Origin of the sequence: Kitasatospora sp. NPDC001603, assembly GCF_040298365.1 — a bacterium.
Lineage (GTDB): Bacteria > Actinomycetota > Actinomycetes > Streptomycetales > Streptomycetaceae > Kitasatospora.
The window spans coordinates 88,407-112,573 of sequence record NZ_JBEPAA010000021.1 but is presented as its reverse complement, the minus strand read 5'-3'; the positions used below and the strand labels follow the sequence as shown (position 1 = coordinate 112,573).

General features: G+C 73.8%; 24 protein-coding genes. 14 read left to right on the top strand and 10 right to left on the bottom strand.

The window, feature by feature from the left end:
- A partial coding sequence (locus tag ABT263_RS16190; RefSeq protein ID WP_502885807.1) for a transglycosylase domain-containing protein occupies positions 1-802 on the bottom strand: 802 nt, incomplete at its 3' end.
- A gap of 423 nt (positions 803-1,225) precedes the next feature.
- On the opposite strand from ABT263_RS16190, the gene ABT263_RS16185 reads away from it, so the two are divergent.
- Positions 1,226-1,549 (top strand): WhiB family transcriptional regulator, encoded by a 324-nt coding sequence (locus ABT263_RS16185; protein ID WP_033333275.1) that lies wholly within the window; start codon positions 1,226-1,228, stop codon positions 1,547-1,549.
- Between the two features lie 181 nt (positions 1,550-1,730).
- Here the strand turns inward: ABT263_RS16185 and bagB are convergent, their stop codons facing one another.
- Positions 1,731-2,858: an ATPase BagB gene (gene bagB / locus ABT263_RS16180; protein WP_329492159.1), complete on the bottom strand. Its 1,128-nt coding sequence runs from the start codon at positions 2,856-2,858 to the stop codon at positions 1,731-1,733.
- A gap of 179 nt (positions 2,859-3,037) precedes the next feature.
- Positions 3,038-4,123, bottom strand: coding sequence for an ATPase BagA (bagA, locus tag ABT263_RS16175; protein WP_352291073.1), 1,086 nt, complete (start codon positions 4,121-4,123; stop codon positions 3,038-3,040).
- Between the two features lie 209 nt (positions 4,124-4,332).
- Here bagA and sp36 point away from each other — a divergent pair, with 209 nt between their 5' ends.
- From sp36 to ABT263_RS16150, 5 genes are all read left to right on the top strand, one after another.
- Positions 4,333-4,491 carry a Sp36 family protein gene (gene sp36 / locus ABT263_RS16170; RefSeq protein ID WP_094743074.1) on the top strand — a complete coding sequence of 53 codons (159 nt, stop codon included), beginning with the start codon at positions 4,333-4,335 and terminating at the stop codon, positions 4,489-4,491.
- Positions 4,488-4,952, top strand: coding sequence for a RidA family protein (locus ABT263_RS16165; protein WP_329488529.1), 465 nt, complete (start codon positions 4,488-4,490; stop codon positions 4,950-4,952). The genes sp36 and ABT263_RS16165 overlap by 4 nt, the downstream gene beginning before the upstream one ends.
- 63 nt (positions 4,953-5,015) lie before the next feature.
- Complete coding sequence (locus ABT263_RS16160; protein WP_352291072.1) at positions 5,016-5,882, top strand: NUDIX hydrolase; 867 nt, start codon at positions 5,016-5,018, stop codon at positions 5,880-5,882.
- A 126-nt stretch (positions 5,883-6,008) separates the two neighbouring features.
- Positions 6,009-6,203, top strand: a complete 195-nt coding sequence (locus ABT263_RS16155; RefSeq protein WP_352291071.1) for a hypothetical protein — start codon at positions 6,009-6,011, stop codon at positions 6,201-6,203.
- Positions 6,200-7,021: an MBL fold metallo-hydrolase gene (locus ABT263_RS16150; RefSeq protein WP_352291070.1), complete on the top strand. Its 822-nt coding sequence runs from the start codon at positions 6,200-6,202 to the stop codon at positions 7,019-7,021. Before ABT263_RS16155 ends, ABT263_RS16150 begins: the two co-directional genes overlap by 4 nt.
- A gap of 138 nt (positions 7,022-7,159) precedes the next feature.
- Here the strand turns inward: ABT263_RS16150 and ABT263_RS16145 are convergent, their stop codons facing one another.
- Positions 7,160-7,834 carry a Crp/Fnr family transcriptional regulator gene (locus tag ABT263_RS16145; protein WP_030392646.1) on the bottom strand — a complete coding sequence of 225 codons (675 nt, stop codon included), beginning with the start codon at positions 7,832-7,834 and terminating at the stop codon, positions 7,160-7,162.
- Positions 7,835-8,298: 464 nt separating this feature from the next.
- On the opposite strand from ABT263_RS16145, the gene ABT263_RS16140 reads away from it, so the two are divergent.
- Positions 8,299-9,156, top strand: coding sequence for an isocitrate lyase/PEP mutase family protein (locus ABT263_RS16140; RefSeq protein ID WP_352291069.1), 858 nt, complete (start codon positions 8,299-8,301; stop codon positions 9,154-9,156).
- Between the two features lie 58 nt (positions 9,157-9,214).
- Here the strand turns inward: ABT263_RS16140 and ABT263_RS16135 are convergent, their stop codons facing one another.
- Positions 9,215-9,880: a TetR/AcrR family transcriptional regulator gene (locus ABT263_RS16135; RefSeq protein ID WP_352291068.1), complete on the bottom strand. Its 666-nt coding sequence runs from the start codon at positions 9,878-9,880 to the stop codon at positions 9,215-9,217.
- An 89-nt stretch (positions 9,881-9,969) separates the two neighbouring features.
- On the opposite strand from ABT263_RS16135, the gene ABT263_RS16130 reads away from it, so the two are divergent.
- From ABT263_RS16130 to ABT263_RS16105, 6 genes are all read left to right on the top strand, one after another.
- The gene (locus ABT263_RS16130; protein WP_352291067.1) at positions 9,970-10,911 is read left to right on the top strand and encodes a beta-ketoacyl-ACP synthase III; all 942 of its coding nucleotides are present in this window, start codon (positions 9,970-9,972) and stop codon (positions 10,909-10,911) included.
- Between the two features lie 76 nt (positions 10,912-10,987).
- On the top strand, positions 10,988-12,262 hold the full coding sequence (locus tag ABT263_RS16125; protein ID WP_352291066.1) for an MFS transporter: 1,275 nt from the start codon (positions 10,988-10,990) through the stop codon (positions 12,260-12,262).
- A gap of 95 nt (positions 12,263-12,357) precedes the next feature.
- Positions 12,358-13,230 (top strand): endonuclease III, encoded by an 873-nt coding sequence (gene nth, locus ABT263_RS16120; RefSeq protein ID WP_352291065.1) that lies wholly within the window; start codon positions 12,358-12,360, stop codon positions 13,228-13,230.
- Positions 13,227-13,997, top strand: a complete 771-nt coding sequence (locus ABT263_RS16115; protein WP_352291064.1) for an NUDIX hydrolase — start codon at positions 13,227-13,229, stop codon at positions 13,995-13,997. Before nth ends, ABT263_RS16115 begins: the two co-directional genes overlap by 4 nt.
- 46 nt (positions 13,998-14,043) lie before the next feature.
- On the top strand, positions 14,044-15,228 hold the full coding sequence (locus tag ABT263_RS16110) for a MarP family serine protease (RefSeq protein ID WP_352291063.1): 1,185 nt from the start codon (positions 14,044-14,046) through the stop codon (positions 15,226-15,228).
- Between the two features lie 254 nt (positions 15,229-15,482).
- Complete coding sequence (locus ABT263_RS16105) at positions 15,483-16,184, top strand: metal-dependent hydrolase (protein ID WP_352291062.1); 702 nt, start codon at positions 15,483-15,485, stop codon at positions 16,182-16,184.
- A gap of 136 nt (positions 16,185-16,320) precedes the next feature.
- Here ABT263_RS16105 and ABT263_RS16100 read toward each other — a convergent pair whose 3' ends face one another.
- The 4 genes from ABT263_RS16100 to nhaA all read right to left on the bottom strand — a co-directional run bounded on the left by ABT263_RS16100 (position 16,321) and on the right by nhaA (position 20,100).
- Positions 16,321-16,530 carry a hypothetical protein gene (locus ABT263_RS16100; protein ID WP_329488515.1) on the bottom strand — a complete coding sequence of 70 codons (210 nt, stop codon included), beginning with the start codon at positions 16,528-16,530 and terminating at the stop codon, positions 16,321-16,323.
- A 130-nt stretch (positions 16,531-16,660) separates the two neighbouring features.
- The gene (locus ABT263_RS16095) at positions 16,661-17,725 is read right to left on the bottom strand and encodes an alpha/beta fold hydrolase (RefSeq protein ID WP_352291061.1); all 1,065 of its coding nucleotides are present in this window, start codon (positions 17,723-17,725) and stop codon (positions 16,661-16,663) included.
- A 171-nt stretch (positions 17,726-17,896) separates the two neighbouring features.
- Positions 17,897-18,373, bottom strand: coding sequence for a phage holin family protein (locus tag ABT263_RS16090; protein WP_329488513.1), 477 nt, complete (start codon positions 18,371-18,373; stop codon positions 17,897-17,899).
- A gap of 317 nt (positions 18,374-18,690) precedes the next feature.
- Positions 18,691-20,100 (bottom strand): Na+/H+ antiporter NhaA, encoded by a 1,410-nt coding sequence (gene nhaA, locus ABT263_RS16085; protein ID WP_352291060.1) that lies wholly within the window; start codon positions 20,098-20,100, stop codon positions 18,691-18,693.
- 387 nt (positions 20,101-20,487) lie between these two features.
- Here nhaA and ABT263_RS16080 point away from each other — a divergent pair, with 387 nt between their 5' ends.
- Complete coding sequence (locus tag ABT263_RS16080; protein WP_352291059.1) at positions 20,488-21,909, top strand: serine hydrolase domain-containing protein; 1,422 nt, start codon at positions 20,488-20,490, stop codon at positions 21,907-21,909.
- Positions 21,910-22,031: 122 nt separating this feature from the next.
- On the opposite strand, the gene acs is transcribed toward ABT263_RS16080, so the two are convergent.
- Positions 22,032-23,987 carry an acetate--CoA ligase gene (gene acs / locus ABT263_RS16075; RefSeq protein ID WP_352291058.1) on the bottom strand — a complete coding sequence of 652 codons (1,956 nt, stop codon included), beginning with the start codon at positions 23,985-23,987 and terminating at the stop codon, positions 22,032-22,034.
- Positions 23,988-24,167 lie beyond the last annotated feature (180 nt).

Below are 24,167 nucleotides of genomic sequence, written 5' to 3'. Positions count from 1 at the left end.
CCGTGTTCTCGGGGTAGCGCACCGGGTCGTACTGCGACGGGTTCTGCACCATGCCGGCCAGCGTGGCGGCCTCGGCGACGGTGAGGTCCTTGTTGTTCTTGCTGAAGTAGCGCTGGGCCGCGGCCTCGACCCCGTAGGCCTGGTGGCCGTAGAAGGTGATGTTGAGGTAGTTGGTGAGGATCTGGTCCTTGGTCAGGTCCTCCTCCAACTTGATCGCGACCTTCAGCTCCTGGACCTTGCGCCCGAGCGTCTTGCGCTGCGCGTCGAGGACGGCGGCCTGGTCGTCGCCGGCCTTCTCCACGTTGACGTTCTTCACGTACTGCTGGGTCAGCGTCGAGGCGCCCTGGGAGGCGGTGCCGCTCTCCGCGTTCTTGCTGACCGCGCGCAGCACGCCCTTGAGGTCGACGGCGCCGTGCTCGTAGAAGCGCGCGTCCTCGATGTCGACCTGCGCCTGGCGCATGTAGGGGGACATCTGGTCCGCCGTGAGCACCGTGCGGTCGCGCTCGTAGACCTTGGCGATCAGCCCGCCCTTGGCGTCGAAGATCTGCGTGGCCTGCGTCAGCGGCGGGGTCTTGAAGTCGTCGGGGATGTCGTCGAAGCTCTCCGCCGTGCTCTTGGCGGTCAGCCCGAGCGCGCCGACGGCGGGCAGGGCCATGCCGGCCAGCAGTACTCCGGAGAGCACGCTGACCCCCAGGAACTTCACTCCGTGTCCCGCGAAGTCGAGCGGTGACCCGCGGCGCCGGCCGCTCGGAGCTCCGGGGTTGCCTGGGGGCTGGGGTGCCTGGGGGCGCTTCGGTGCCATGGGGAGAACCCTACGTCGCCGAATCCCGTACATAGGGGCAGGTGTTCGCCTAGGCTTGTCACAAGCTTGCGACAGCTTCGGTGCGTCAGCATCACTCACTCTTGTGAGTGATGAGGATTGCCCGAATTGCCCCTCTCTGGCCGGTTTTTGAGGCAGCTGTTGGCAGCTGTCCACCCCCTTTTGGTGGCTCTCCGTAACGGCTCGCGTGGCGAGAGTTCCCCCGGGTTTCTTGGCAAGGCTTGCGACCTGCGATCACTCCAACGAGTGAGCTGACCGATACCCATAGTCCGATCGGGTCATTCGAGATTGAGCCCGAAGGGGCTGTTGCAAGCTGTCGTTCTTCCGTAACGTCCTCAACTGGCAACGGTGAATATGCCGTTGCCGCCGTGGGGGAGCCTCGATTCGGGAGAGGACGGCGCCGGCATGGGCTGGGTAGACGACTGGAGTGCGCAGGCCGCCTGCCGCACTAGTGATCCGGACGAACTGTTCGTCCAGGGGGCGGCGCAGAACCGCGCCAAGGCGGTGTGCAGCGGGTGTCCCGTTCGCACGGAGTGCCTGGCGGACGCACTGGACAACCGGGTGGAGTTCGGGGTCTGGGGCGGGATGACGGAGCGCGAGCGGCGGGCGCTGCTGCGCCGGCGGCCGACCGTGATGTCGTGGCGGCGGCTGCTGGAGACGGCCCGTACCGAGTACGAGGAGTCCCTCGCCACCGGTGTGATACTGACGGACTACGCCCAGGCGGGCTGAGCGACCTATCCGGCGCTGAGCGGCCCGCACGGCCGGGTACGGAGCCGGCGCCCCACGGGGGCCGGCAGGTTACGGAGCCGACGGGCGCGACAGCCACCCGACGGCGGTTCACGAGCTGGACGGCAACGGTCCGGGAGCGACGCCACGGGGGAGCGGCGTCGCGGGGGCCGGTGCCGGAGCGCTACACGGCGCCGCTGAGGCGGTCGCCGATCGCGCGCAGCCCGTCCAGGTCGTGCACGTCCCCGGGCAGCGCGGCGACCTCGACGATCGGCACGTCCGGGTAGACCGAGACGAAGCGGTCACGGGTGCGGCGCTCCCGCGACATGATCTGCATCCGCTCGGCGTGTAGCCGCAGCAGTCCGGCCGCGAGCAGCTCCGCCTCGGGTGACGTGTGCTCCGAGCCGTTCTCCTCCAGGGCCTCGGCCGCCGCCAGCGCACGTTCGGCGGTGAGCTGCGGGGCGCCCGTGCGGTGCACCCGGTTGAGGACCAGCCCGGCCAGCGGCATCCGGTCGGCGGCCAGCCGGTCGACGAAGTAGGCCGCCTCGCGCAGCGCGTCCCGCTCCGGCGCGGCCACCACCAGGAACGCCGTCCCCGGTGCCTTGAGCAGCTGGTACGTCCGGTCGGCGCGCTCGCGGAAGCCGCCGAACATCGAGTCCATCGCACTGACGAAGGTCTGTACGTCGGTCAGCAGCTGGGCACCGAAGATCTTGCCCAGGGTGCCGGTGAGCAGGCCCATCCCGACGTTGAGGAACTTCATCGCGCTGCGCCCGCCGACCTTGGCCGGGGCGGTCAGGATCCGGATCACCTTGCCGTCGAGGAAGGACCCGAGCCGGTTCGGCGCGTCCAGGAAGTCCAGCGCGGAGCGGGACGGCGGGGTGTCGACGATGATGAGGTCCCACTCCTCGGCAGCGCGGAGCTGGCCGAGCTTCTCCATCGCCATGTACTCCTGCGTACCCGCGAAGCCGGCCGACAGGGACTGGTAGAACGGGTTCTCCATGATCGCCCGGGCCCGCTCGGGCTCGGCGTGGGCCAGCACGACCTCGTCGAAGGTCCGCTTCATGTCGAGCATCATGGCCTGGAGTTCGCCCTCGCCCGTGACGCCCTTGACGACGCGGGGGGTGTTGTCCAGCTCGGTCAGGCCCATCGACTGGGCCAGCCGGCGGGCCGGGTCGATGGTCAGCACGACGACCTTGCGGCCGCGCTCGGCCGCCCGCAGTCCGAGCGCCGCGGCGGTGGTGGTCTTGCCGACGCCGCCCGAGCCGCAGCAGACGATGATCCTGGTCCCCGGGTCGTCGATCAGCCGGTCCATGTCGAGGTGGCTGCCCCGCTCGGTGCCGGTGTCCTGCCCGCTGCCCGCGCCCTGCTTGTCACCCACGCCCTGCCCGTCCTGCCCGCCGTTCCCGCTCGCACCGCCGCTCGCGCTCCCGCTCGCACCACCGCTCGCACCACCGCTCGCACTCCCGCTCCCGCTCCCGCTCGCACTCCCGCTCACGCCGCCCCCTGACGCTTCAGTTCGCCCGCCAGCCGGTACAGCCCGGCGAGGTCCACACCCTCGCCCAGCAGCGGGAGTTCGTAGCTCGGGAGCTTCAGCTGCTGCAGGTCGGCGCGCTGCTCGCGCTCCAGCTCCACCCGCTCGGCGTGCTCCCGGGCCTGTTCCAGCAGCGGGTCGAGCAGCGGGTCGACCGCCGCCCGGACGGTGTCCGGCTTGCGCGAGCGCCCGCCGAGGCCCGCCTCGCCGAGGGCCAGCGCGACCTCCTCGCGGTGGTCCCCGTCCACCGCGGCCACGGCCGCCGCGTCCAGCACCGGTGGCCGGACCATGTTCACCATCACCCCGCCGACCGGGAGGCCGGCCTCGCGCAGCTCGGTGAAGCCGTCGACGGTCTCCTGCACCGGCATCTCCTCCAGCAGGGTGACCAGGTGCACCGCGGTCTCCGGCGACTTCAGCACCCGCATCACGGCCTGCGCCTGGGTGTGGATCGGCCCGAACCGGGCCAGCCCGGCGACCTCGGAGTTCACGTTCAGGAAGCGGGTGAGCCGGCCGGTCGGCGGCGCGTCCATCACCACCGCGTCGTACGTGCGGCGCCCGTCCGGTGCCTTGCGCCGGGCCGCCTCGCAGGCCTTGCCGGTGAGCAGCACGTCCCGGACGCCGGGGGCGACGGTGGTGGCGAAGTCGACGAAGCCGACCTTCTGGAGCGCCTTCCCGGCCCGTCCGAGCTTGTAGAACATGTCGAGGTACTCCAGCAGCGCCTGCTCGGTGTCGATGGCCAGCGCGTACACCTCGCCGCTGCCGGACCCGTCGCCGCCGCCCCTGCCGGGCAGCCCCAGCTGGGCGCGCGTGACGGACGCGATCCGGCGTTCCTCGTACGGCAGTGCGGCGATCCCGAACAGTTCGGCGATCCCCTGCCGGCCCTCCACTTCGATCAGCAGCGTCCGCCGCCCCTCGGCCGCGAGGGCCAGCGCCAACGCCGCGGCGAGGCTGGTCTTCCCGGTGCCGCCCTTGCCGCTGACCACGTGCAGCCGGACGCCCTCCCAGTCGGGATCACGCCGGGCCGCCTGGCCGGGGGTGCGTGCCACGCTCCGTCTCCGTCCGTCTCCGAGGGCCGAGGGGCCGTTCCGAGGGCCGCCACCGCGCAGGTGCCCTCCCGCGAGGGTAACCAGGGACCGCGCCGGATGCCGGGAGCATCGGGGAGGCCGGGCCTGAATCATGCCCGGATTGTGGGCCACCTCACACGCCGGTCCGCAGGCCGCCCCGTTCGCCCCCGCCGCTCGTCTAGAGTCTGGCCATGACCAAGTGGGAATACATGACGGCGCCCCTGCTCGTGCACGCCACCAAGCAGATCCTGGACAACTTCGGCGAGGACGGCTGGGAGCTCGTCCAGGTCGTGCCCGGCCCGAACCCGGAGCAGCTGGTGGCCTACTTCAAGCGGGAGAAGAACGCATGAGCAAGGTCGAGGAGAAGCTCGCCGAGCTCGGTCTGACCCTGCCGCCGGTGGCCGCGCCGGTCGCCGCCTACGTGCCGGCCCTGCGCTCGGGCGAGTTCGTCTTCACCTCCGGCCAGCTGCCGATGGTGGGCGGCAAGCTGCCGACCACCGGCAAGGTCGGCGCCGAGGTCACCCCGGAGGAGGCCAAGGAGCTCGCGCAGATCTGCGCGCTCAACGCGCTGGCCGCGGTGAAGTCGGTGGTCGGTGACCTGGACCTGATCGAGCGGGTCGTGAAGGTGGTCGGCTTCGTCGCCTCCGCCGCCGACTTCACCGGTCAGCCCGGCGTCATCAACGGCGCCAGCGAGCTGCTCGGCCAGGTGCTCGGCGAGGCCGGTGTGCACGCCCGCAGCGCGGTCGGCGTCACCGTCCTGCCGCTGGACGCCCCGGTCGAGGTCGAGCTGCAGGTCCGGGTCAAGGCCTGAGACCGATCACGAGGGTGGGGTCGGCCCTGTCCAACCCCGCCCTCGTGCGCTTAGCATCCGGGCATGGACCAGCGAGCAACGACGCTCCCGATGCCGCCCGGCTGGCCTGCCCGGATCCGGGCGGTCGAGTCCGGCGAGGTGATCCCGCCGGAGCCCCGGCCCTCCGCCACCGTGGTGCTGCTGAGGGACACGGCGACCGGGCCGGAGGCCTATCTGCTGCGCAGGCGCAGCTCGATGGCGTTCGCGGCGGGCATGTACGCCTATCCGGGTGGCGGGGTGGACCCGCGCGACGCCGAGGCCGAGCTCGGCTGGGCCGGGCCCGGCCTGCGGGAGTGGGCCGAGCGGCTCGGTGTGGACGCCCGGACCGCGCAGGCGGTGGTCTGCGCCGCCGTCCGCGAGACGTTCGAGGAGGCCGGCGTCCTGCTGGCCGGCCCGGACGCCGACAGCACCGCCGAACCCCGGGACTGGAGCGCGGAGCGCGCCGCGCTGGAGGCCCACGAGCTCTCCTTCGCCGACTTCCTCCGTGAGCACGGCCTGCTGCTCCGCAGCGACCTGCTGGCCGGCTGGGCCCGCTGGGTCACCCCGGCGTTCGAGGAGCGCCGGTACGACACCTGGTTCTTCGTCGCGGCCCTGCCGCCCGGTCAGCGGGCCGCGCTGGAGGTCGGCGAGGCCGACCGGGTCGCCTGGCTCTCTCCGGCCGAGGCCGTCCGGGGCCACGAGGACGGCGTGTTCGGGATGCTGCCGCCCACCGTGACCGTGCTGCGGGAGCTGCTGCCGGTGCGCAGCGCCGCGCAGGCGCTGGAGGCCGCGGCGGGGCGTTCGCTGCACCCGATCCTCGGCACCGCCGAGGTCCGGGGGGATCGAATGACGGTTCGATGGTCGGGGTATGAAGAGCTGACCATCGATGGAGACTTTCCCGAAGACCGCTGAGGACCCGGCCTCGGGGCACCCGGGGCCCGGCCCCCGGATCCCCGGCCTCCGGAACCTCCGAGCCGATGAACCGATGAACCGATACATCCGATGAACCGACACCGCCCGAGGAAGGATCGACGCCCGATGACCCACAACGACGTGGCTCGCCGGACGGCGCGCGCGATGCCCGCCCGCAGCCTGACCCCCCGCCCGCTCGCCTGCGAGGGCGCAGTCGTCGACGACGGCATACCGGGGCTGCGCGCCCTCGTCCGGGCACTGCCCGGACGCGTGCTCGACCGGATCTGCGAGGGCGGCCGACTCGGCGGGAGCGGCCGGTGAGCGGAATCCTCCCGGGTGACCCCGCCGCCGGCATCGGCGGCGAGGCCACCCCCCGGGCAGTCTGCGTGCTGGCGCCCAACCCGTCGCCGATGACGCTGGACGGCACCAACACCTGGCTGCTCTCCGAGCCCGGCTCGGACCTCGCGGTGGTCGTCGACCCGGGCCCGCTACACGAGGGGCACCTGCGCCGGGTGATCGACACCGTCGAGCAGCAGGGCAAGCGCGTCGCGCTCACCCTGCTCACCCACGGCCACGCCGACCACTCCGAGGGCGCCGCGCGGTTCGCCGAGCTGACCGGTACCGACGTCCGCGCCCTGGACCCGGCGTACCGGCTCGGCTCCGAGGGCCTGACGCACGGCCAGCGGCTGGAGGTCGGCGGCCTCGACCTGCGGGTGGTCGCCACCCCCGGGCACACCTCGGACTCGCTGACCTTCCACCTGCCGGCCGACGGCGCGGTCCTCACCGGCGACACCGTCCTCGGCCGGGGCACCACGATGGTGGCCCACCCCGACGGCAGGCTCGGCGACTACCTGGACTCGCTGCGCCACCTGCAGAACATGGCGACCGAGCACGGCGTGCGCACGGTGCTGCCCGGCCACGGGCCGGTGCTCGCGGACGCGCTCGGCGCCGTCGAGTACTACCTGGCGCACCGGGCCGGGCGGCTCGCCCAGGTGGAGACCGCGGTCGAGGCCGGCTGCCGGACGGCGGACGAGGTGGTGGCCCGGGTCTACGCGGACGTGGACCGCGCGCTCTGGCCCGCGGCCGAGCTGTCGGTCCGGGCCCAGCTCCAGTACCTGGAGGACCACGGGCTGATCTGACCGCCGGCCGGGCCGACCGCCCGGAGCCGCACCGGACACGCGCGAGGGCCCGTCCACCGCATCGGTGGACGGGCCCTCGTCGTCGGTGGGACCGATGGCGCGCCGGGCGGGCCGGAGCGGAGGCCCCGGCCGGCCGGGTCAGCGCGAGCGGCGGGAGAGCCGCTCGACGTCCATCAGGACCACGGCGCGGGCCTCCAGCTTCAGCCAGCCGCGGCCGGCGAAGTCGGCGAGCGCCTTGTTGACCGTCTCGCGGGAGGCGCCGACCAGCTGGGCCAGCTCCTCCTGGGTGAGGTCGTGGGCGACGTGGATGCCCTCGTCGGACTGCACGCCGAAGCGGCGCGAGAGGTCCAGCAGGGCCTTGGCGACGCGCCCGGGCACGTCGGAGAAGACCAGGTCGGACATCACGTCGTTGGTCCGGCGCAGTCGGCGGGCGATGGCGCGCAGGAGTGCGATCGAGACCTCGGGGCGGGCGTGCAGCCAGGGCTGGAGGTCGCCGTGGCCGAGGCCCAGCAGCTTGACCTCGGTCAGCGCGCTCGCGGTGGCGGTGCGCGGGCCCGGGTCGAAGAGCGACAGCTCGCCGATCATCTCGCTGGGGCCGAGGACGGCGAGCATGTTCTCGCGGCCGTCCGGCGAGGCGCGGTGTAGCTTGACCTTGCCCTCGGCGACGACGTACAGCCGGTCGCCCGGGTCGCCCTCGTGGAACAGCGACTCACCGCGGGCGAGGGTCACCTCGGTCATGGAAGCGCGCAGCTCGCCGGCCTGTTCGTCGTCGAGTGCCGCGAAGAGTGCGGCGCGCCGCAGAACGTCGTCCACGTGCTTCCTCCTTCTCGGCCGCCCGGCGATCAAGCCGGTCGGCGCAAGTTCCGTACAGTGCTCTGCATCACCAAGCATGGCGCATGTCGCTCCGATCATATGAGGAGGGGGTGCGCCGAGGTGTGCTGCGCGGGGCCATTCGTACCGCCGGAGCGGCCTGCGGGCGGCTCGTGCGGGCGTGTGGAGCGGCGTGGCGGGCGGTGCCGGTGACGCGTGCGGCCGGTGTCCGGGGCCGGCGCGGTGTTCCCGCGGTGTTCGCAGGTCGGCCGGGGCGCGCGCGGTCCGGTGCGCGGGGGCGCCCGGGACGGGGGGCGCCGAGGTCCATCAGGGGGTCGGGGCGGTCGCGGGCCGCCAGGATTCGGCTCCGGCTTAATCAGTGGAGCACGGGCGGCCGGGCGCGCAGGATCCGGTCCTGACGAGTCCATGAGTCCACGAGTCCACGGCCCGAAAGACGGTGACCCCGCATGTCCGCCTCCCAGTCCACCGGCACCACCACCCCCGAGCTTCGCGAGCGGGCCCTGCGGCTGCGGGCGCTCGTGGCCGACGGGGTGCTCGTCCTGCCGAACGCGTGGGACGCCGGCAGCGCCGCCGTGATCGCCTCCGCCGGGGCCGCGGCGATCGCCACCACCAGCGGCGGCGTCTCCTGGTCGCTCGGTCGCGGCGACGGCCAGCAGCTCGGCCGGGCGGACATGGCCGAGGCCGCCCGCCGGATCGCCTCCGTGGTCGACCTGCCGGTCACGGTCGATGCCGAGGGCGGCTACGGGGCGGCCCCCGCCGAGGTGGCCGAAACCGTGCGGGCGCTGGTCGGGGCCGGCGCGGCCGGGGTCAACCTGGAGGACTCGGCGGCGGCCGGCGGCCCGCTCTTCCCGGTGGCCGAGCAGGCCGCGCGGCTGGCCGCCGCCCGGGCGGCGGCCGCGGCGGCGGGCCTGCCCGAGCTGCTGGTCAACGCCCGGACGGACGTCTTCCTGTTCGGGATCGGCCCGGAGGAGGGCCGGCTGGACGAGGTGCTGGTTCGCGCGGCGGCGTACGCGCGGGCGGGTGCGGACGGCCTCTTCGTCCCCGGCCTGCTGGACCTCGACGTGCTGGCCCGGCTCTGCGCCGCGTCCCCGCTGCCGGTGAACGCGATGACGGGGCCGGGCGGGCCGACGGTCGCCGAGCTCGCCGCCACCGGCGTCCGGCGGATCAGCGTCGGCACCGGGCTGGCCGAGGCCGCGTACAGCGCCGCCCACCGCGCCGCCGCCGAACTGCTCGGCACGGGCGCCGTGACCGGGGCGCCCGGCGCGCTGGGCTACGGGGAGCTGGACGCGCTGTACCAGCGCTGACCGGCAGGAGCTCACCGGCACGCACAGGGGAGGTGCCGGTGGCCCGGGCCGGGCGGCCTCAGTGGTCGTCCGGCTCCGGGAGCGGGGCCAGCTCGGGCGGCCCGTCGACCGCGGCGGGCAGCCCGAGCAGGCGCCGCATCGCCCGCCGGGTGCGGGCGGCCGCGGCCGCGTCCCGGTAGAGCCGGCGGGCGTGGTTGAGCGCCAGGACCTGCCCGGTCAGTTCGAAGACCACCTGCTCGGCGTCCGGCTCGGCGGGCAGCTGGCCGGCGGCGATCGCCAGCTCGGTCTGCCGGCGCAGCTCGCGCTGCCAGACGGCGTTCCGGGCGGCCACCGCCGACCGGACCGGCCCGCGCTCCCGGTCGTCGAACTCGGAGGTCACGGCGGTGAAGAAGCACCCGCCGGGCAGCAGGTCGCGTTCCAGGTAGGAGACCCAGGCCTCGCACTGGACGAGCAGCCGCGGCAGCCCGGGCTGCGCGCCGGCGGCCGCCGCGCGCTGCACCACCTCGCGGACGAACAGGGCGACGGCCTCGTCGACCACGGCGAGCTGCAGGGCCTCCTTGGTGCCGAAGTGGCCGAGGACGCCGGACTTGCTCATCGACAGGTCGGTGGCGAGCCGGCCGATGGTCAGCCCCTCCAGGCCCTCGACCGAGGCGAGGTCCAGCCCCCGGCGCAGGATCGCGGTGCGGGTCCGGCGGGCGTCGGCGACGGATCTTCTCGGGCTCACCGGGCCAGTGTAGCCAGCCTCGGGCCTATAGAGTCCGACCGTTCGGACGCTATAGGCCCGGCGTGACACCCCCTCACGGAGGAGCAGACATGTCGGGATCCCGGATCGCGGCCCTGGGCCACCACCAGCCCGCCCGAGTCCTCACCAACGACGACCTCGCCCGGCTGGTCGACACCAGCGACGCATGGATCCGGCAGCGCACCGGCATCGTCACCCGGCGCATCGCCGACACGGAGTCCGTCACCGACCTCGCCTCCGCCGCCGCCGGCAAGGCCCTCGCCTCGGCGGGCCTGGCGCCGGAGGAGATCGACATGGTGGTGGTCGCCACCTGCTCGGCCAGGGACCGCTGCCCGAGCATCGCCACCCAGGTCGCCGGCCGGCTGGGCATTCCCTCGGCCGTCGGCTTCGACGTCAACAACGGCTGCGCGGGCTTCTGCACCGCGCTGGCCACCGCCGACCACGCCGTCCGGGCCGGGGCCGCCCGGCACGCCCTGGTGATCGGCGCCGAGCGGATGAGCGACGTCACCGACTGGACGGACCGCTCCAACTGCGTCCTGCTCGGTGACGGCGCCGGTGCGGCGGTCCTCAGCCACGATCCGACCGGGCGGGGCGTCGGGCCGGTGGTCTGGGGCTCCGACCCGACCCGGGGCCACGCCGTCCGGCTGGACGACGGCTGGCAGCCGAAGTTCCGTCAGGAGGGCCAGACCGTCTACCGCTGGGCCACCACCGCGCTGGCCCCGATCGCCGAGGAGGCCTGCCGGCGGGCCGGGATCACCCCCGCGGACCTCGGCGCGGTGGTCACCCACCAGGCCAACCTGCGCATCATCGAGGCGGTGGTGGACCGGCTCGGCGTGCCCGGCGCGGTGGTCGCCCGCGATGTCGTCGAGTCCGGCAACACCTCGGCCGCCTCCGTCCCGCTCGCGCTGTCCAAGCTGGTCGAGCGCGGCGAGGTGCCCGCGGGCACCCCCACCCTGCTGCTCGGTTTCGGCGGCGGCCTCTCCTGGGCCGGCCAGGTCGTCGGCTGCCCCTGACCGCGATGGTGGCGGCCGTCCGGAGCGGCCGGTACGGATCTTACGAACCGGCCGGTTCGGGCCTACGGTCCGTCATATGACCTCGACGGCACCCTCCCGGACCGCGCCCGGCACCCGCCCCCGGCTGGTCACCCGGCCGCTGCTGCTGCGCTTCGTGTCGATCCTCGGCGCTTCGACCGGGTTCAACCTGCTGCTCTCCGTCGTCCCGCTCTACGCCGAGGAGTCCACCGGGGGCGGCAACGCGGCCGGGCTCGCGACCGGCGCGCTGATGCTGACGACCGTCCTGGGCGAACTGGCCACACCCCGGCTGGTGGTCCGCTTCGGCTACCGCTCGGTGCTGGCGGTCGGCCTGTTGCTGCTCGGGGCGCCCGCGTTGGTGCTGACCGCCGTCGACGGCGGCCTCGTCTGGATCACGGCGGTCTGCCTGGTGCGCGGGCTGGGCTTCGCCTTCACCATCGTCGCCGGCGGCGCGCTGACGGCGGCCCTGATCCCGGCCGAGCGGCGCGGCGAGGGGCTGGCGCTGGTCGGCGTGGTCTCGGGCGTGCCCTCGCTGCTGGGCCTGCCGCTGGGCGTCTGGCTGGCGGCCCACGTGGGCTACACCCCGGTGGCCGTGACCGCCGGCGCCGTGGCGCTGGCCGCGATCGCCGCCGTCCCCGGGCTGCCGGACCGCGAACCGTCCGCCGAGCCGGCGGTGGGGGTGGTGGCCGGCTTCCGGTCGGCCGGGCTGCGCCGCCCGACCGTGGTCTTCGGCGCCACCGCGCTGGCCGCCGGGATCATCGTGACCTTCCTGCCGCTGGCCGTCCCGACCGGGTCCGCGGGCCTCGCCGCGGTGGCCCTGTTCGTCCAGCCGGCCTCGGCGACGGCGGCCCGCTGGGCGGCGGGCCGGTACGGCGACCGGCACGGACCGGAGCGGCTCGTGCTGCCCGCGCTGCTGCTCTGCGCCGCGGGCACCCTGCTGATCGCGCTGACCGGCAGCGCGGTCGCCGTGGTGGCCGGCGCGGCGGTGTTCGGCATCGGCTTCGGCGCGGCCCAGAACGCCACCCTGACCCTGATGTACGCGAGGGTCTCCAAGGCCGGCTTCGGCGCCGTCACGGCGTTGTGGAACGTCGCCTTCGACGCGGGGATGGGCGTCGGCGCGGTGGCCTTCGGCGTCCTCGCCGGTCCGCTGGGCTACCCGTCCGCCTTCGCCGTGACGGCCGCGGTGATGCTCGGCGCCCTCGCCCCCGCCCGCCGCGACCGCCGCGCCGCACCGGCCGTGGCGGCCGCACCGGCGGGGCCCGCGGTGCCTCCCGCGCCCACGGCGCCGCCGGCGCCGCGCACGCCGGCGGACCAGCCCTGCGGGCCGTCCTGACCGGGCGCCGCGCAGGGGGCGTCCGAACCGTCCGCGGCCCCGCGTCGAGGGCTGATCGCCCGCGGGGTCAGGGCTGTTCGGCGTAGCCTTCCTGCATGGCAGAGAGCAAGGTCCGGAAGGCCGCAGCCAAGCCGGCGGTGAAGGTGGCTGTGAAGCCGAGGAAGCCGGAGTCGCGGCTGGCGATGGTGCGGCGGGCCCGGAGGATCAACCGGGAACTGGCGGAGCTGTACCCCTACGCGCACCCCGAGCTGGACTTCGACAACCCGTTCGAGCTGCTGGTGGCCACCGTGCTGTCGGCGCAGACGACGGACCTGCGGGTGAACCAGACGACGCCCGCGCTGTTCGCGAAGTACCCGACGCCGGAGGACATGGCGGCGGCGGTGCCGGAGGAGCTGGAGGAGGTCATCCGGCCGACCGGGTTCTTCCGCAACAAGGCGAAGTCGCTGATCGGGCTCTCGATCGCGCTGCGGGACGAGTTCGGCGGCGAGGTCCCGGGCCGGCTGGCCGACCTGGTCACCCTCCCCGGGGTGGGGCGCAAGACGGCGAACGTGGTGCTCGGCAACGCGTTCGGCGTGCCCGGGATCACCGTGGACACCCACTTCGGGCGGCTGGCCCGGCGGTTCGGGTGGACGGCGGAGGAGGACCCGGTCAAGGTCGAGGCGGCCGTCGCGGAGATCTTCCCGAAGTCGGAGTGGACGATGCTCTCGCACCGGGTGGTCTTCCACGGGCGGCGGATCTGCCACTCCCAGAAGCCGGCCTGCGGGGCCTGCCCGATCGCGCCGCTCTGCCCCTCCTACGGGGAGGGCGAGACGGATCCGGAGAAGGCGAAGAAGCTGCTCAAGTACGAGATGGGCGGCCACCCCGGCCAGCGGCTGAGGCCGCCCGCGGACTACCCGGGCGAGGCGGCGGCACGGGCCGACGCCGCCGCCCACCAGGGCGAGGTCGCGGACCTGGCGGTGGCCGAGTGACGGCGCACGGCCACGACCGGGGGCCCGGGCAGGCCCTGCCGGGACGGATCGAGCGGGACGGCCTGCCGTCCTGGCTGGAGCCGGTCCGGGACGCCGCCGAGCGGGTGCTGCCCGAGCAGCTGAGCCGCTTCCTGCCGCCCGCCGAGGGCGGTCGCGCCGCGGCCGTCCTGATGCTCTTCGGCGAGGGCGGGACCGGCCCCGACGTGCTGCTGATCGAACGGGCCCGGTCGCTGCGCTCGCACGCCGGGCAGCCCTCCTTCCCCGGGGGCGCGCTGGATCCGGAGGACGGCGACCCCGAGGGCTCCGGCCCGGTCGTGGCGGCGCTGCGGGAGGCCTGGGAGGAGACCGGCCTGGACCCGTCCGGGGTGCAGGTCTTCGCCGCCCTGCCCGCCCTCTACATCCCGGTCAGCCGCTTCGTGGTCACCCCCGTGCTCGGCTGGTGGCGCGAGGAGTCACCGGTCCGTCCGGTGGACGCGGGCGAGACCGGCGCGGTGTTCCGGGTGCCGATCGCCGAGCTGACCGACCCGGCCAACCGGGTCCGGCTGCGCCACCCGTCCGGACACCTGGGGCCGGCCTTCGCGGTCGGCGGCCGGCTGGTCTGGGGCTTCACCGCCGGGGTGATCGACCGGGTGCTGCACCACAGCGGCCTGGAGCTGCCCTGGGACCAGACCCGGATCGTCGACCTCTCGGACGAGGCGCTGGCGCTGGTGCAGGGTGACCGCGACCGCTCCCGGGCGCTGCTGAGCGGCGACGCCAGGACCACGTGAACGCCCGACTGTGTGGCCCCGGCGCCCGCCGTGGGAGGGTGTCGGAGTGAACGTCCTGGATCTGCTGCTGATCGCCGCCGCCGTGGGATTCGCCGTGTCGGGCTACCGGCAGGGCTTCGTGGTCGGCGTGATGTCGGTCCTCGGCTTCCTCGGCGGCGGCCTGATCGCCGTCCAGCTGCTCCCGCTGCTGCTCGACCACCTCAGCCCCGGCACCACCGCCTCGGTGGTGGCCGTCGTGGTGGTCATCGTGCTCGCGGCGGTCGGCCAGGCGGTCACCACCCACTTCGGCTGGAAGCTGCGCGGCCACATCGACCGCCGGCCGGCGAAGGCGCTGGACGCCGCCGGCGGCGCGGTGGTCAACGTGATCTCGATGCTGCTGGTGGCCTGGCTGATCGGCTCGGCGCTCGCCGGCACCTCCCTGCCCACGGTCTCCAAGCAGGTCCGCACCTCGGCGATCCTCGGCGGCGTCCAGGACACGCTGCCCTCGGACGCGCCGAACTGGTTCTCCGACTTCTCCAAGGTGCTCGCCCGCAACGGCTTCCCGCAGGTCTTCAACCCCTTCGAGCACGAGCCGATCACCCAGGTCGACACCCCCGATCCGGCGCTGGCCGCCAGCCCGGCCGTGGCCAAGGCCAAGCAGAGCCTGGTCAAGGTGGTCGGCACCGCCACCGCCTGCAGCAAGACGCTGGAGGGCAGCGGCTTCGTGTTCGCGCCGCACCGGGTGATGACCAACGCCCACGTGGTCGGCGGGGTCGACGAGCCCACCGTGCAGATCGGCGGCGTCGGCCAGCTCTACGACGCCACCGTCGTCCGCTACGACTGGCAGCGCGACATCGCGATCCTGGACGTGCCGAAGCTGAACGCCCCCGCGCTCTCCTTCGCGGGCGAGGCGAAGACCAACGACAGCGCGATCGTGGCCGGCTTCCCCGAGAACGGCGCCTTCAACGTCCAGCCGGCCCGTATCCGCGGCCGGATCCAGGCCAACGGCCCGGACATCTACCACCGCGGCCAGGTCGTCCGCGACGTCTACTCGGTGCGCTCGCTGGTCCGCCAGGGCAACAGCGGCGGCCCGCTGCTCACCCCGGACGGCCAGGTCTTCGGCGTGGTCTTCGCCAAGTCGCTGGACAGCGCGGACACCGGGTACGTGCTGACCGCGGCCGAGGTGCGCGAGGACGCCGAGAAGGGCAGCACCGCGGCGACCCGGGTGGACACGCAGGGCTGCGCGCTCTGACGCGGCCGGCCGTCGCTCTCGTGTCGGCCGGCCAGGACCTGCCCGCTCCGATCCGGCCGCTGCGACCCGGCCGCGCGGATTTGGCTGGACCGCCCGACCCGCCCGACCCGCCCGATCCGACCTGGCCGTGGGCCACCGGTGTGTCCGATGTCCGCCGCGTTGTCGGCCCCGGCTGGTAGCGTCGGCCGCGCTCACCCGTTCGGCTCAACCGGGGGCCGTCCCGGGGTGGGCCGAGCGGAGGTCGGCGGCGTCCGATGATGGGTCACTCGCACGCGGTCAGCGGGGCGATGCTGTACGCGGCCTCGGCACCGTTCCTGCCGCCACTGCTGCTCGACACCACCCTGCAGCCGGCGGACATCCTGATGGGCACGGTGCTCTGCGCCGGCGCCGCCCTGCTCCCGGACCTCGACCACCACGACGGGACGATCGCCAACTTCCTCGGTCCGGTCTCCCGGCTGCTCTGCCGCCTGGTGTCCTGGATCTCCGGCGGACACCGGCACGCCACCCACTCGCTGCTGTTCGTCGCGCTGATGGGGGGCGGCACCTGGGCCGGCGTCACCTACCTGGGCCGGAACTTCACCCTGGGCATGACGTTCTTCCTCCTGGCGCTCGCGATCCGCGCCCTGCGGCTGCACCCGCCGGGCGACGGCCCGACGGCGTGGATCACCATCATCGGCCTCGCCGCGCTGGGCACCGCCGGGATGAACAGCTGGATGCCGAACGCCCCCGGCTGGCTGCCGTACGCGGTGGCGCTGGGCGCGCTGGCGCACCTGCTGGGCGACTGCCTGACGAAGAAGGGCGCGCCGCTGCTCTGGCCGCACAAGGAGCGCTACGAGGTGGTGCTGATCAAGCGCAGCGGCAACAGCGTCGAGACGAAGGTGCTGGTGCCGATCATGTCGGTGGCGACCTTCGTGCTGCTCTGGTTCACCGCGGTGTCACCGACGTGGGTGAACTGACCCGGGCGGGCCGACCGCCGCGCCGGTCCGGTCGCTGAACCGGACCGGCCGCGGGGTCGCCGGTCGCTCGGACTGTCGGGTCGGGCCGGGCCGCGCCCGGCCCCGGTTCTCGTTCGCGCCGCCCCGGCGCGGAGGCTCAGCTCTCGCGCCGTAGCCGCGCGCCCACCCAGCGGGCGCGGCGGCCGAGGATGCGCGGGATGCCGAGCTGCCGCTGCGCCGTGCTCCGGCGGCGGTCGGTGCCGTCGTGACCCAGGTCGTCCGCCCAGTCGGGGCGGTGGCCGGACCTCTGCGAGCTGTTGTGGCGTCGGCTGCGCGGAGCGCTGCCGTGATCGGGCATCCAGGTCATACCGCAATGGATGCCCCTGGGTCGGCCGGGATAACCGCCCGGGGTGTCGTCAACATGGCCTATGCGTTTGTCATATGAGCGCAATATGAAGGGAGTTGGGCTCCGCTTCCGTGCCCGGATGCGGAGGCTCTCAGTCCTTGTGGCGGCCGATCCAGTCCAGCAGCTCGGCGGTGAACTGCTCCGGCGCCTCCTCGTGCGGGAAGTGCCCGATCCCGGGCAGCAGCCGCCACCGGTACGGAGCGGCCACGTACTCGCCGCCGCCCAGCGCGGTGTGCGACAGCAGCACCGGGTCGGCGGCGCCCTGGACGTGCAGGGTGGGCGCGGTGATCGGCTTCTTCATCCGGCGGGCGAACTGGATGCCGTCCGGGCGGGCCATCGACCGCAGCAGCCAGCGGTACGGCTCGATCGAGCAGTGCGCGGTGCTGGGGATCTGGATCGCCTGCCGGTACGCGGCCACCGCCGCCCGGTCCAGCTGGTTCGGTCCCGTCCAGGCGTCCAGGTAGCGGCCCACCAGCGCGGCGTCGTCGGCGACCAGGCGGCGTTCCGGTATCCACGGCCGCTGGAAGCCCAGCACGTGCTCGAAGGCGGCCATCTGGCGGCGGTCCGTCAGCAGCGCCCGGCGGAGGTCCCGGGGGTGCGCGGCGGAGACCACGGTGAGGCTCTGGATCACCGACGGCCGCATCACCGCCGCCACCCAGGACAGCGTGCCGCCGGAGGCGTGGCCCACCAGGTGCGCTCGGCGCTCGCCTAGCGAGCGGATCACGCCGGTGATGTCCAGCGCGAGGTTGCCCGGGTCGTAGCCGCGGGGGGTGCGGTCGCTGCCGCCGATGCCCCGCAGGTCCAGCGCGACGGCCCGGTAGCCGGCCTCGGCGAGCGCGGTCAGCTGGTGGCGCCAGGCCCACCAGTACTCGGGCCAGCCGTGCACCAGCAGGACCAGCGGGCCCTCGCCCAGCTCGGCGATGTGGAACCGGGCACCGTTGGCCGCCAGGTCGCGGTGCTTCCACGGACCCGCCTGCCGGACGTCCCAGGGCGCCGCGGGCACGACCCCGGTGGAGCCGTCCTCGCCCGCCCCTGGCGCCTCGACGGCCCCCTCGGCGGCGTCCTGACCGTGGTCGACGCCGTCCTGACCGGGCGTGCGGTCGGGGCCGGAGCTGGCGGACGGCTGCGCGGGCACGGGCTTCTGGTCGAGCGGCATACCGAGAGCGTGTCACATCGGCGCGCCGGGTACGTGCTCGGCACTCGCTCCCGGGGCGTCCCGACCGCACCGGACGGGACCGGAGCGGACCGCACCGGACGCGCCCCGGCCACCGGGCGCGGGGTGGATGAGCGCGAGGTGGCCGGGGGCGTGGGGCGTTTCGGTCGGTGCCTACGGGATGCGGCCGAGGGCCCGGTCGATCTCCTCCTGGGTGGCCGGGCGGGGGCGGGCGTTCTTGAGCACGTCCGCGGTCTTCTGGGCGCCCTCGATGGTGCGGTGCGGCTTCTCGATCCGCTTGAACGAACGCAGCGCCAGCAGCCCGAGCAGCAGCGCCAGCAGCAGGTACGCGCCGGCCACGATCAGGAACGACCAGCCGAGCGACAGGCCCAGGGCGTGGATCCCGTACGCCGCCGCCGCGCTCAGCATCGGCACCGCGGCCAGCGCCACCACGCCGGCGACCGTCAGCGACACACCCCCGGAGACGCCGCGCTTGACGTCCGCGCGGAGCTCCGCTTTCGCGAGCGCGATCTCGTCGTGGACCAGGGCGGACAGGTCGGTGGTGGCCGCCGCGAACAGCTGCCCCACCGAACGCTCGCCCTCGTAGGGCGCCCGGCCGTTGCTGGACGGGTCTGCGGCTCCTGCGGGCATCAGCGGTTCTCCTCTGCGGCTGTGCGGCACGACGCCGCCGGGCGGTGCGGCTCCCGGTCGTTCCGGGGGCCGTCATCGGGGACCGCTCCGGGGATCGGGGCGGCCGGCGGCGTCTGTGGACTGTCGACAGCTCAGAATCATGCCCCTACCGGTCAGTCGCACACCACTCCGGGGCCCCGCCCGGGGTACGTGTCCCGTTCGGGGGGAGCGCGCCCGGCCGTGGCGGGCGCGCTCCGTCGGGCGGGGCGGGCCGCCGGGGGTGATGCCGGGGGCCGCCGCCTTCGGCCGCCCGCCGCCTCGTACCCGCCGGCGGGCCGTCAGCGGGCGGCGCCGGAGCCGGGTCCCGGTCCGGTGCCGCCGGGGCCGCCGGGGTCGCTCTCGGCCGACCGGCGGGCCGCCTCCGCCACCCGGGCCTGCCAGGCCGGATCGTCCTGCTGGTAGACGTCGGGGATGCCGTCGCCGTCCACGTCGCGGTCCTCCTCCTCGCAGAGCTCCCGGTAGTGCCGGTTGCGCAGCTTCAGCAGCACGGTGGCGACCAGCGCGCAGAGCAGCGAGCCCACCAGCACGGCGGCCTTGGAGAGGTCGGCGAGGTCGGCGTCGTCGGGGAAGGCCAACTCGCTGATCAGCAGGGACACGGTGAAGCCGATCCCCGCGAGCACCGAGACCGCGAACATGTCGGCCCACTTGAGCTGCGGATTCAGCTCGGCGCGGGTGAAGCGGGCGGCCAGCCAGGTGCCGCCGAAGATGCCGACGGTCTTGCCGACCAGCAGACCGAGGACGATCCCGAGCGGGGTGGCCTGCGTGAACACGTCGGCGAGCGCCGACCCGGAGATCGCCACCCCGGCCGCGAACAGCGCGAACACGGGGACGGCGAACCCGGCCGAGAGCGGTCGGACGAGGTGCTCGATGTGCTCGCCGGGGGAGTACTTCTCGTCGCCCACCCGGTGGCAGCGCAGGATCAGGCCCATCGCGACGCCCGCCACCGTGGCGTGCACGCCGCTCTCGTGCATCAGCGCCCAGATCACGAAGGCGAGCGGGACGAACAGGTACCAGCCGTGCACACCGCGCCGGTGCAGGAACCAGAACAGGACCAGGCCGGCGAAGGCCAGCCCCAGCGCCCAGAACTTGATGCCGGAGCTGTAGAAGACGGCGATGATCAGGATCGCGATCAGGTCGTCCACCACGGCGAGGGTGAGCAGGAAGGCCCGCAGCGCGGAGGGCAGATGGGTGCCGACCACGGCCAGCACGCCGAGTGCGAAGGCGATGTCGGTCGCGGTCGGGATCGCCCAGCCGCCCGGGTGGCCGCCACTGCCGGAGTTGGCGAGGGCGAAGATGATCGCGGGCAGGGCGACGCCGCAGACCGCGGCTATGACCGGCAGCATCGCGGCACTGGGACTGCGCAGCTCGCCCGCCACGAACTCGCGCTTGAGCTCGATGCCGGCGACGAAGAAGAAGATGGTCAGCAGACCGTCCTTGGCCCAGGAACCCAGGCTGAGGTCCAGGTGGAGCGGCGTGGACGGCCCGATCGTGTAGTCGAGGACGCTCTCGTACGCGGCCGGCCAGACGTTGGCCCAGATCAGTGCGACGACGGCAGCGATCAGCAGCAGCACGCCACCGACGGTCTCGGTGCGCAGGGCGTCGGCTATGTAGGTCCGCTCGGGGAGGGGAAGTCTGCCGAGGAACTGGCGTCGCCGGGTCGGCTCGTTGACGGGCTGCTGGTCGGTCACGCGGGGACCTCCTCGGGCGGGGGAACGGTGTACGGATGCACCTGTGGTGCAGTGCCGACCAGACTTCCCGGCGCGCCCTGTGACGCGACCGATTCCCGGAGGAGATCTTGTTGCGTCTTTGACAGTCTAGCCGGAACCGGAGTGGGATATCCGCATTGTCATAATTCAGGACGTACGCCTTGGTGTCCCGTGCTGCACTCGGCCGCGGCACCCGAATGGAGTCGGCCGCGTGCAGACGGGTGAACGCCTCCCTATCGTCGATCGCAGTGCCACCCGATCGGGTGGCGCGATTCCCCGTTGCCCTCCTGTGGAGACCTGACGATGCCCAGACCGCCCCTCTTACTGGCCCCTGCCGTCCGACCGACCGCTCCGCAGGAGCGCTGACCGGTGAACGGCTCCACGTACGCCCCCGCCGCCGCCGACCCCGTTGTCGCCGCCGCTGCTCCGGCCACCGCCACCGCCACCGCCACCGCCACCGCGACCGCGACCGCCACCGAGCCCGGCCCCGAACTCGGTCGTCTGCTCCGCCCGTTGTTCCGTGCCGCCGCTCCGGGCAGCGGCTCCGCCGTCGTGGTGATCCGCGGCGATGAACGGACCGTCGCCTGCCGCGGCCACTCCGACCGCTCCAGCGAGCGCCCCGTCCGCGCCGACACCCGGTTCGCGCTCGGCTCCGTCACCAAGACCTTCACCGGACTGCTGCTCGCCGAGATGGCCGCCCGCGGCGAGGTCGGCTACGACGACCCGATCGACCGTTACCTCCCCGCCGGCGCCGCGCCCGGGTACCCGCGCGAGCGGCCGATCACCCTGCTCCACCTGGCCACCCACACCTCGGGACTGCCCCGGCTGCCGGTCGGACTGCTGCCGGCGATGGCCCCCCGGTGGTTCACCAGCCCCTACGCCACGTTCGGCCCGGCCCACCTGCTCGGGGCGCTGCCCCGCACCCCGGTCCGCGGTACTCCGGGCACGCAGGTGCGCTACTCGAACCTCGGCTTCGGGCTGCTCGGACTGCTGCTGGCCAACGCGGCCGGGCAGCGCTACGAGGACTTGCTGGAGGCCAGGGTCTGCGGGCCGCTCGGCCTGGTGGACACCTCCTGCGGCCCGGGCCGCGAGGACGCCGCCGGATACCGGCGCGGCCGGCGCGTCCCGTCCTTCCGGCTGCCCGCGCTGCCCGGCGCCTCGGCGCTGCGCTCCACGGCGGACGACATACTCCGCTATCTGCAGGCGCATCTGGCGCTGGACGCCGTCCCGCTGCCCGCCCGGGCCGACGCTTCGGTGCTGCGGACGGCGCTGGGCGAGGTCCGGCGCCCGCGAGTGGATCGGCGGCGGGGAGGGGCACGGATCTGCCTGGGCTGGAACCACCGCTCGGTCCCGACGGCTCCGGAAGCGGGCCGCCCGGCGGCCGAACCGGCCGGCAGCCCGCTGGGCGACGACCCACGTGGCGGTTCGGGCGACGACCTGCGTGACGGTCCGCGCGGCGTCACGGGTGGTGGCGTCGGTGGTGTCGGTGGTGGCGTCGGTGGTGTCGGTGGTGTCGGTGGTGGTGTCGGTGGTGTCGGTGGTGTCGGCGACGGTATCGGTGCCATGGTGGCCGCTGCCTCGGGTGGCACCGACCGGGAGTTCGACGACGAGGTGGTCTACCACGCCGGATTCACCCGGGGGTTCACCACCTTCGTCGGATTCAGCCCGCGTGCGCAGGTGGGGCTGGCGGTGATGGCCGGCACGCTGCCGCTGCGCAGCCGGAGCTTCGCCCAGAGCGCGTACGACACCCTGCGCACGCTGGTCACCGAGCGCCGGTCGCAGGGGGAGTGATCATGCCGAAGCGGATCCGCGCGAAGCGCCGTGAGGTGCGGGGGGTTCCACGCCGCCGGTAGCGGACAGCGGTGCCCCGGGCGGTCACGACCGCCCGGGGCACCGCGTCGTTCGACGGGGTGTCAGCCCTCGCTGCCCGCGGGCGGCAGCTGGGACTGGATCAGGCTCATCACCGAGCTGTCGGCCAGCGTGGTGGTGTCGCCGACCTCGCGGCCCTCGGCGATGTCGCGCAGCAGGCGGCGCATGATCTTGCCGGAGCGGGTCTTCGGCAGCTCGCCGACGACCTTGATCTGCTTCGGCTTGGCGATCGGGCCGAGCGTGCGGCCGACGTGCGCGCGCAGTTCCTCGACCAGTTCGGGGCTGTCGGTGGCGGTGCCGCGCAGGATGACGAAGGCGACGATGGCCTGGCCGGTGGTGGCGTCGGCGGCGCCGACCACGGCGGACTCGGCAACGGCCGGGTGGCCGACCAGGGCCGACTCGACCTCGGTGGTCGAGATGTTGTGGCCGGAGACGAGCATGACGTCGTCGACCCGGCCGAGCAGCCAGATGTCGCCGTCCTCGTCCTTCTTGGCACCGTCACCGGCGAAGTACCGGCCCTGGAAGCGCGACCAGTAGGTGTCGATGTAGCGCTGGTCGTCGCCCCAGATGGTGCGCAGCATGGACGGCCACGGCTCGGTGAGCACCAGGTAGCCGCCGGAGCCGTTGGGGACCTCGTTGGCCTCGTCGTCGACGACGGTGGCGGCGATGCCCGGCAGGGCGCGCTGGGCGGAGCCCGGCTTGGTCTCGGTGACGCCCGGCAGCGGGCTGATCATCATGGCGCCGGTCTCGGTCTGCCACCAGGTGTCCACGATGGGGGCCTTGCCGCCGCCGATGTGCTCGCGGTACCAGACCCACGCCTCGGGGTTGATCGGCTCGCCGACGCTGCCCAGCACCCGCAGCGAGGAGAGGTCGAACTTCGCGGGGATGTCGTCGCCCCACTTCATGAAGGTCCGGATCGCGGTGGGCGCGGTGTAGAGGATGGTCACGCCGTACTTCTGGACGATCTCCCAGAACCGGCCCTGGTGGGGGGTGTCCGGGGTGCCCTCGTAGATGACCTGGGTGGCGCCGTTGGAGAGCGGGCCGTAGACGATGTAGGAGTGTCCGGTGACCCAGCCGATGTCGGCGGTGCACCAGTAGACGTCGGTCTCCGGCTTGAGGTCGAAGACGGCGTGGTGGGTGTAGCTGGCCTGGGTGAGGTAGCCGCCCGAGGTGTGCAGGATGCCCTTGGGCTTCCCGGTGGTGCCCGAGGTGTAGAGGATGAAGAGCGGGTGCTCGGCGTCGTGCGCCTCGGGGGTGTGCTCGGTGGACTGACGCCCGGTGATCTCGTGCCACCAGACGTCGCGGCCCTCGGTCCAGGAGACCTCCTGGCCGGTGCGGCGGATCACCAGGACGTGCTCGACGCCGTCGGCCTTGGTCAGCGCCTCGTCGATGGCGGGCTTGAGCGCGGACGGCTTGCCGCGGCGGTAGCCGCCGTCGGCGGTGATGACCAGCTTGGCCTGGGCGTCCTGGATCCGGGAGGCGACGGCGTCGGCCGAGAAGCCGCCGAAGACCACGGAGTGGGTGGCGCCGATCCGGGCGCAGGCCAGGATCGCGACGACCGCCTCGGCGATCATCGGCAGGTAGATCGCCACCCGGTCGCCCTTGGCGACGCCGAGCTCCAGCAGCGCGTTGGCGGCCTGCGAGACCTCGTCCTTGAGCTGGGCGTAGGTGATCGAGCGGCTGTCGCCGGGCTCGCCCTCGAAGTGGATCGCGACCCGGTCGCCGTTGCCCGCCTCGACGTGACGGTCGACGCAGTTGTACGCGACGTTGAGCTTGCCGTCCGCGAACCACTTGGCGAACGGCGGGTTGGACCAGTCGAGCGTCTCGGTGGGCTCCACGGCCCAGGTGAGGCGGCGGGCCTGCTCGGCCCAGAAGCCCAGGCGGTCCTCGGAGGCCTGCGCGTACGCGGCCGCGGTGACGTTGGCGGCTGCGGCGAGCTCTGCCGGCGGGGCGAAGCGCCGCTCCTCCTTGAGCAGGTTGGCCAGGCTCTCGTTGCTCAACGCGCACTCCTCATCGAGTCATGATCGGGGTCAATCCCGTGCGTGGGGATTGTCCCGTGTGTCCCAGCGCACAGCTCACCAGGCGAAGTGGTCGGTTGACAAGAGGCGCCGGGTAATTGGTGTAGACCTTTGACCGAGAGTCGAACGGCAGGCCGAGGGAGGAGAGCCTCGGTGGCGGTA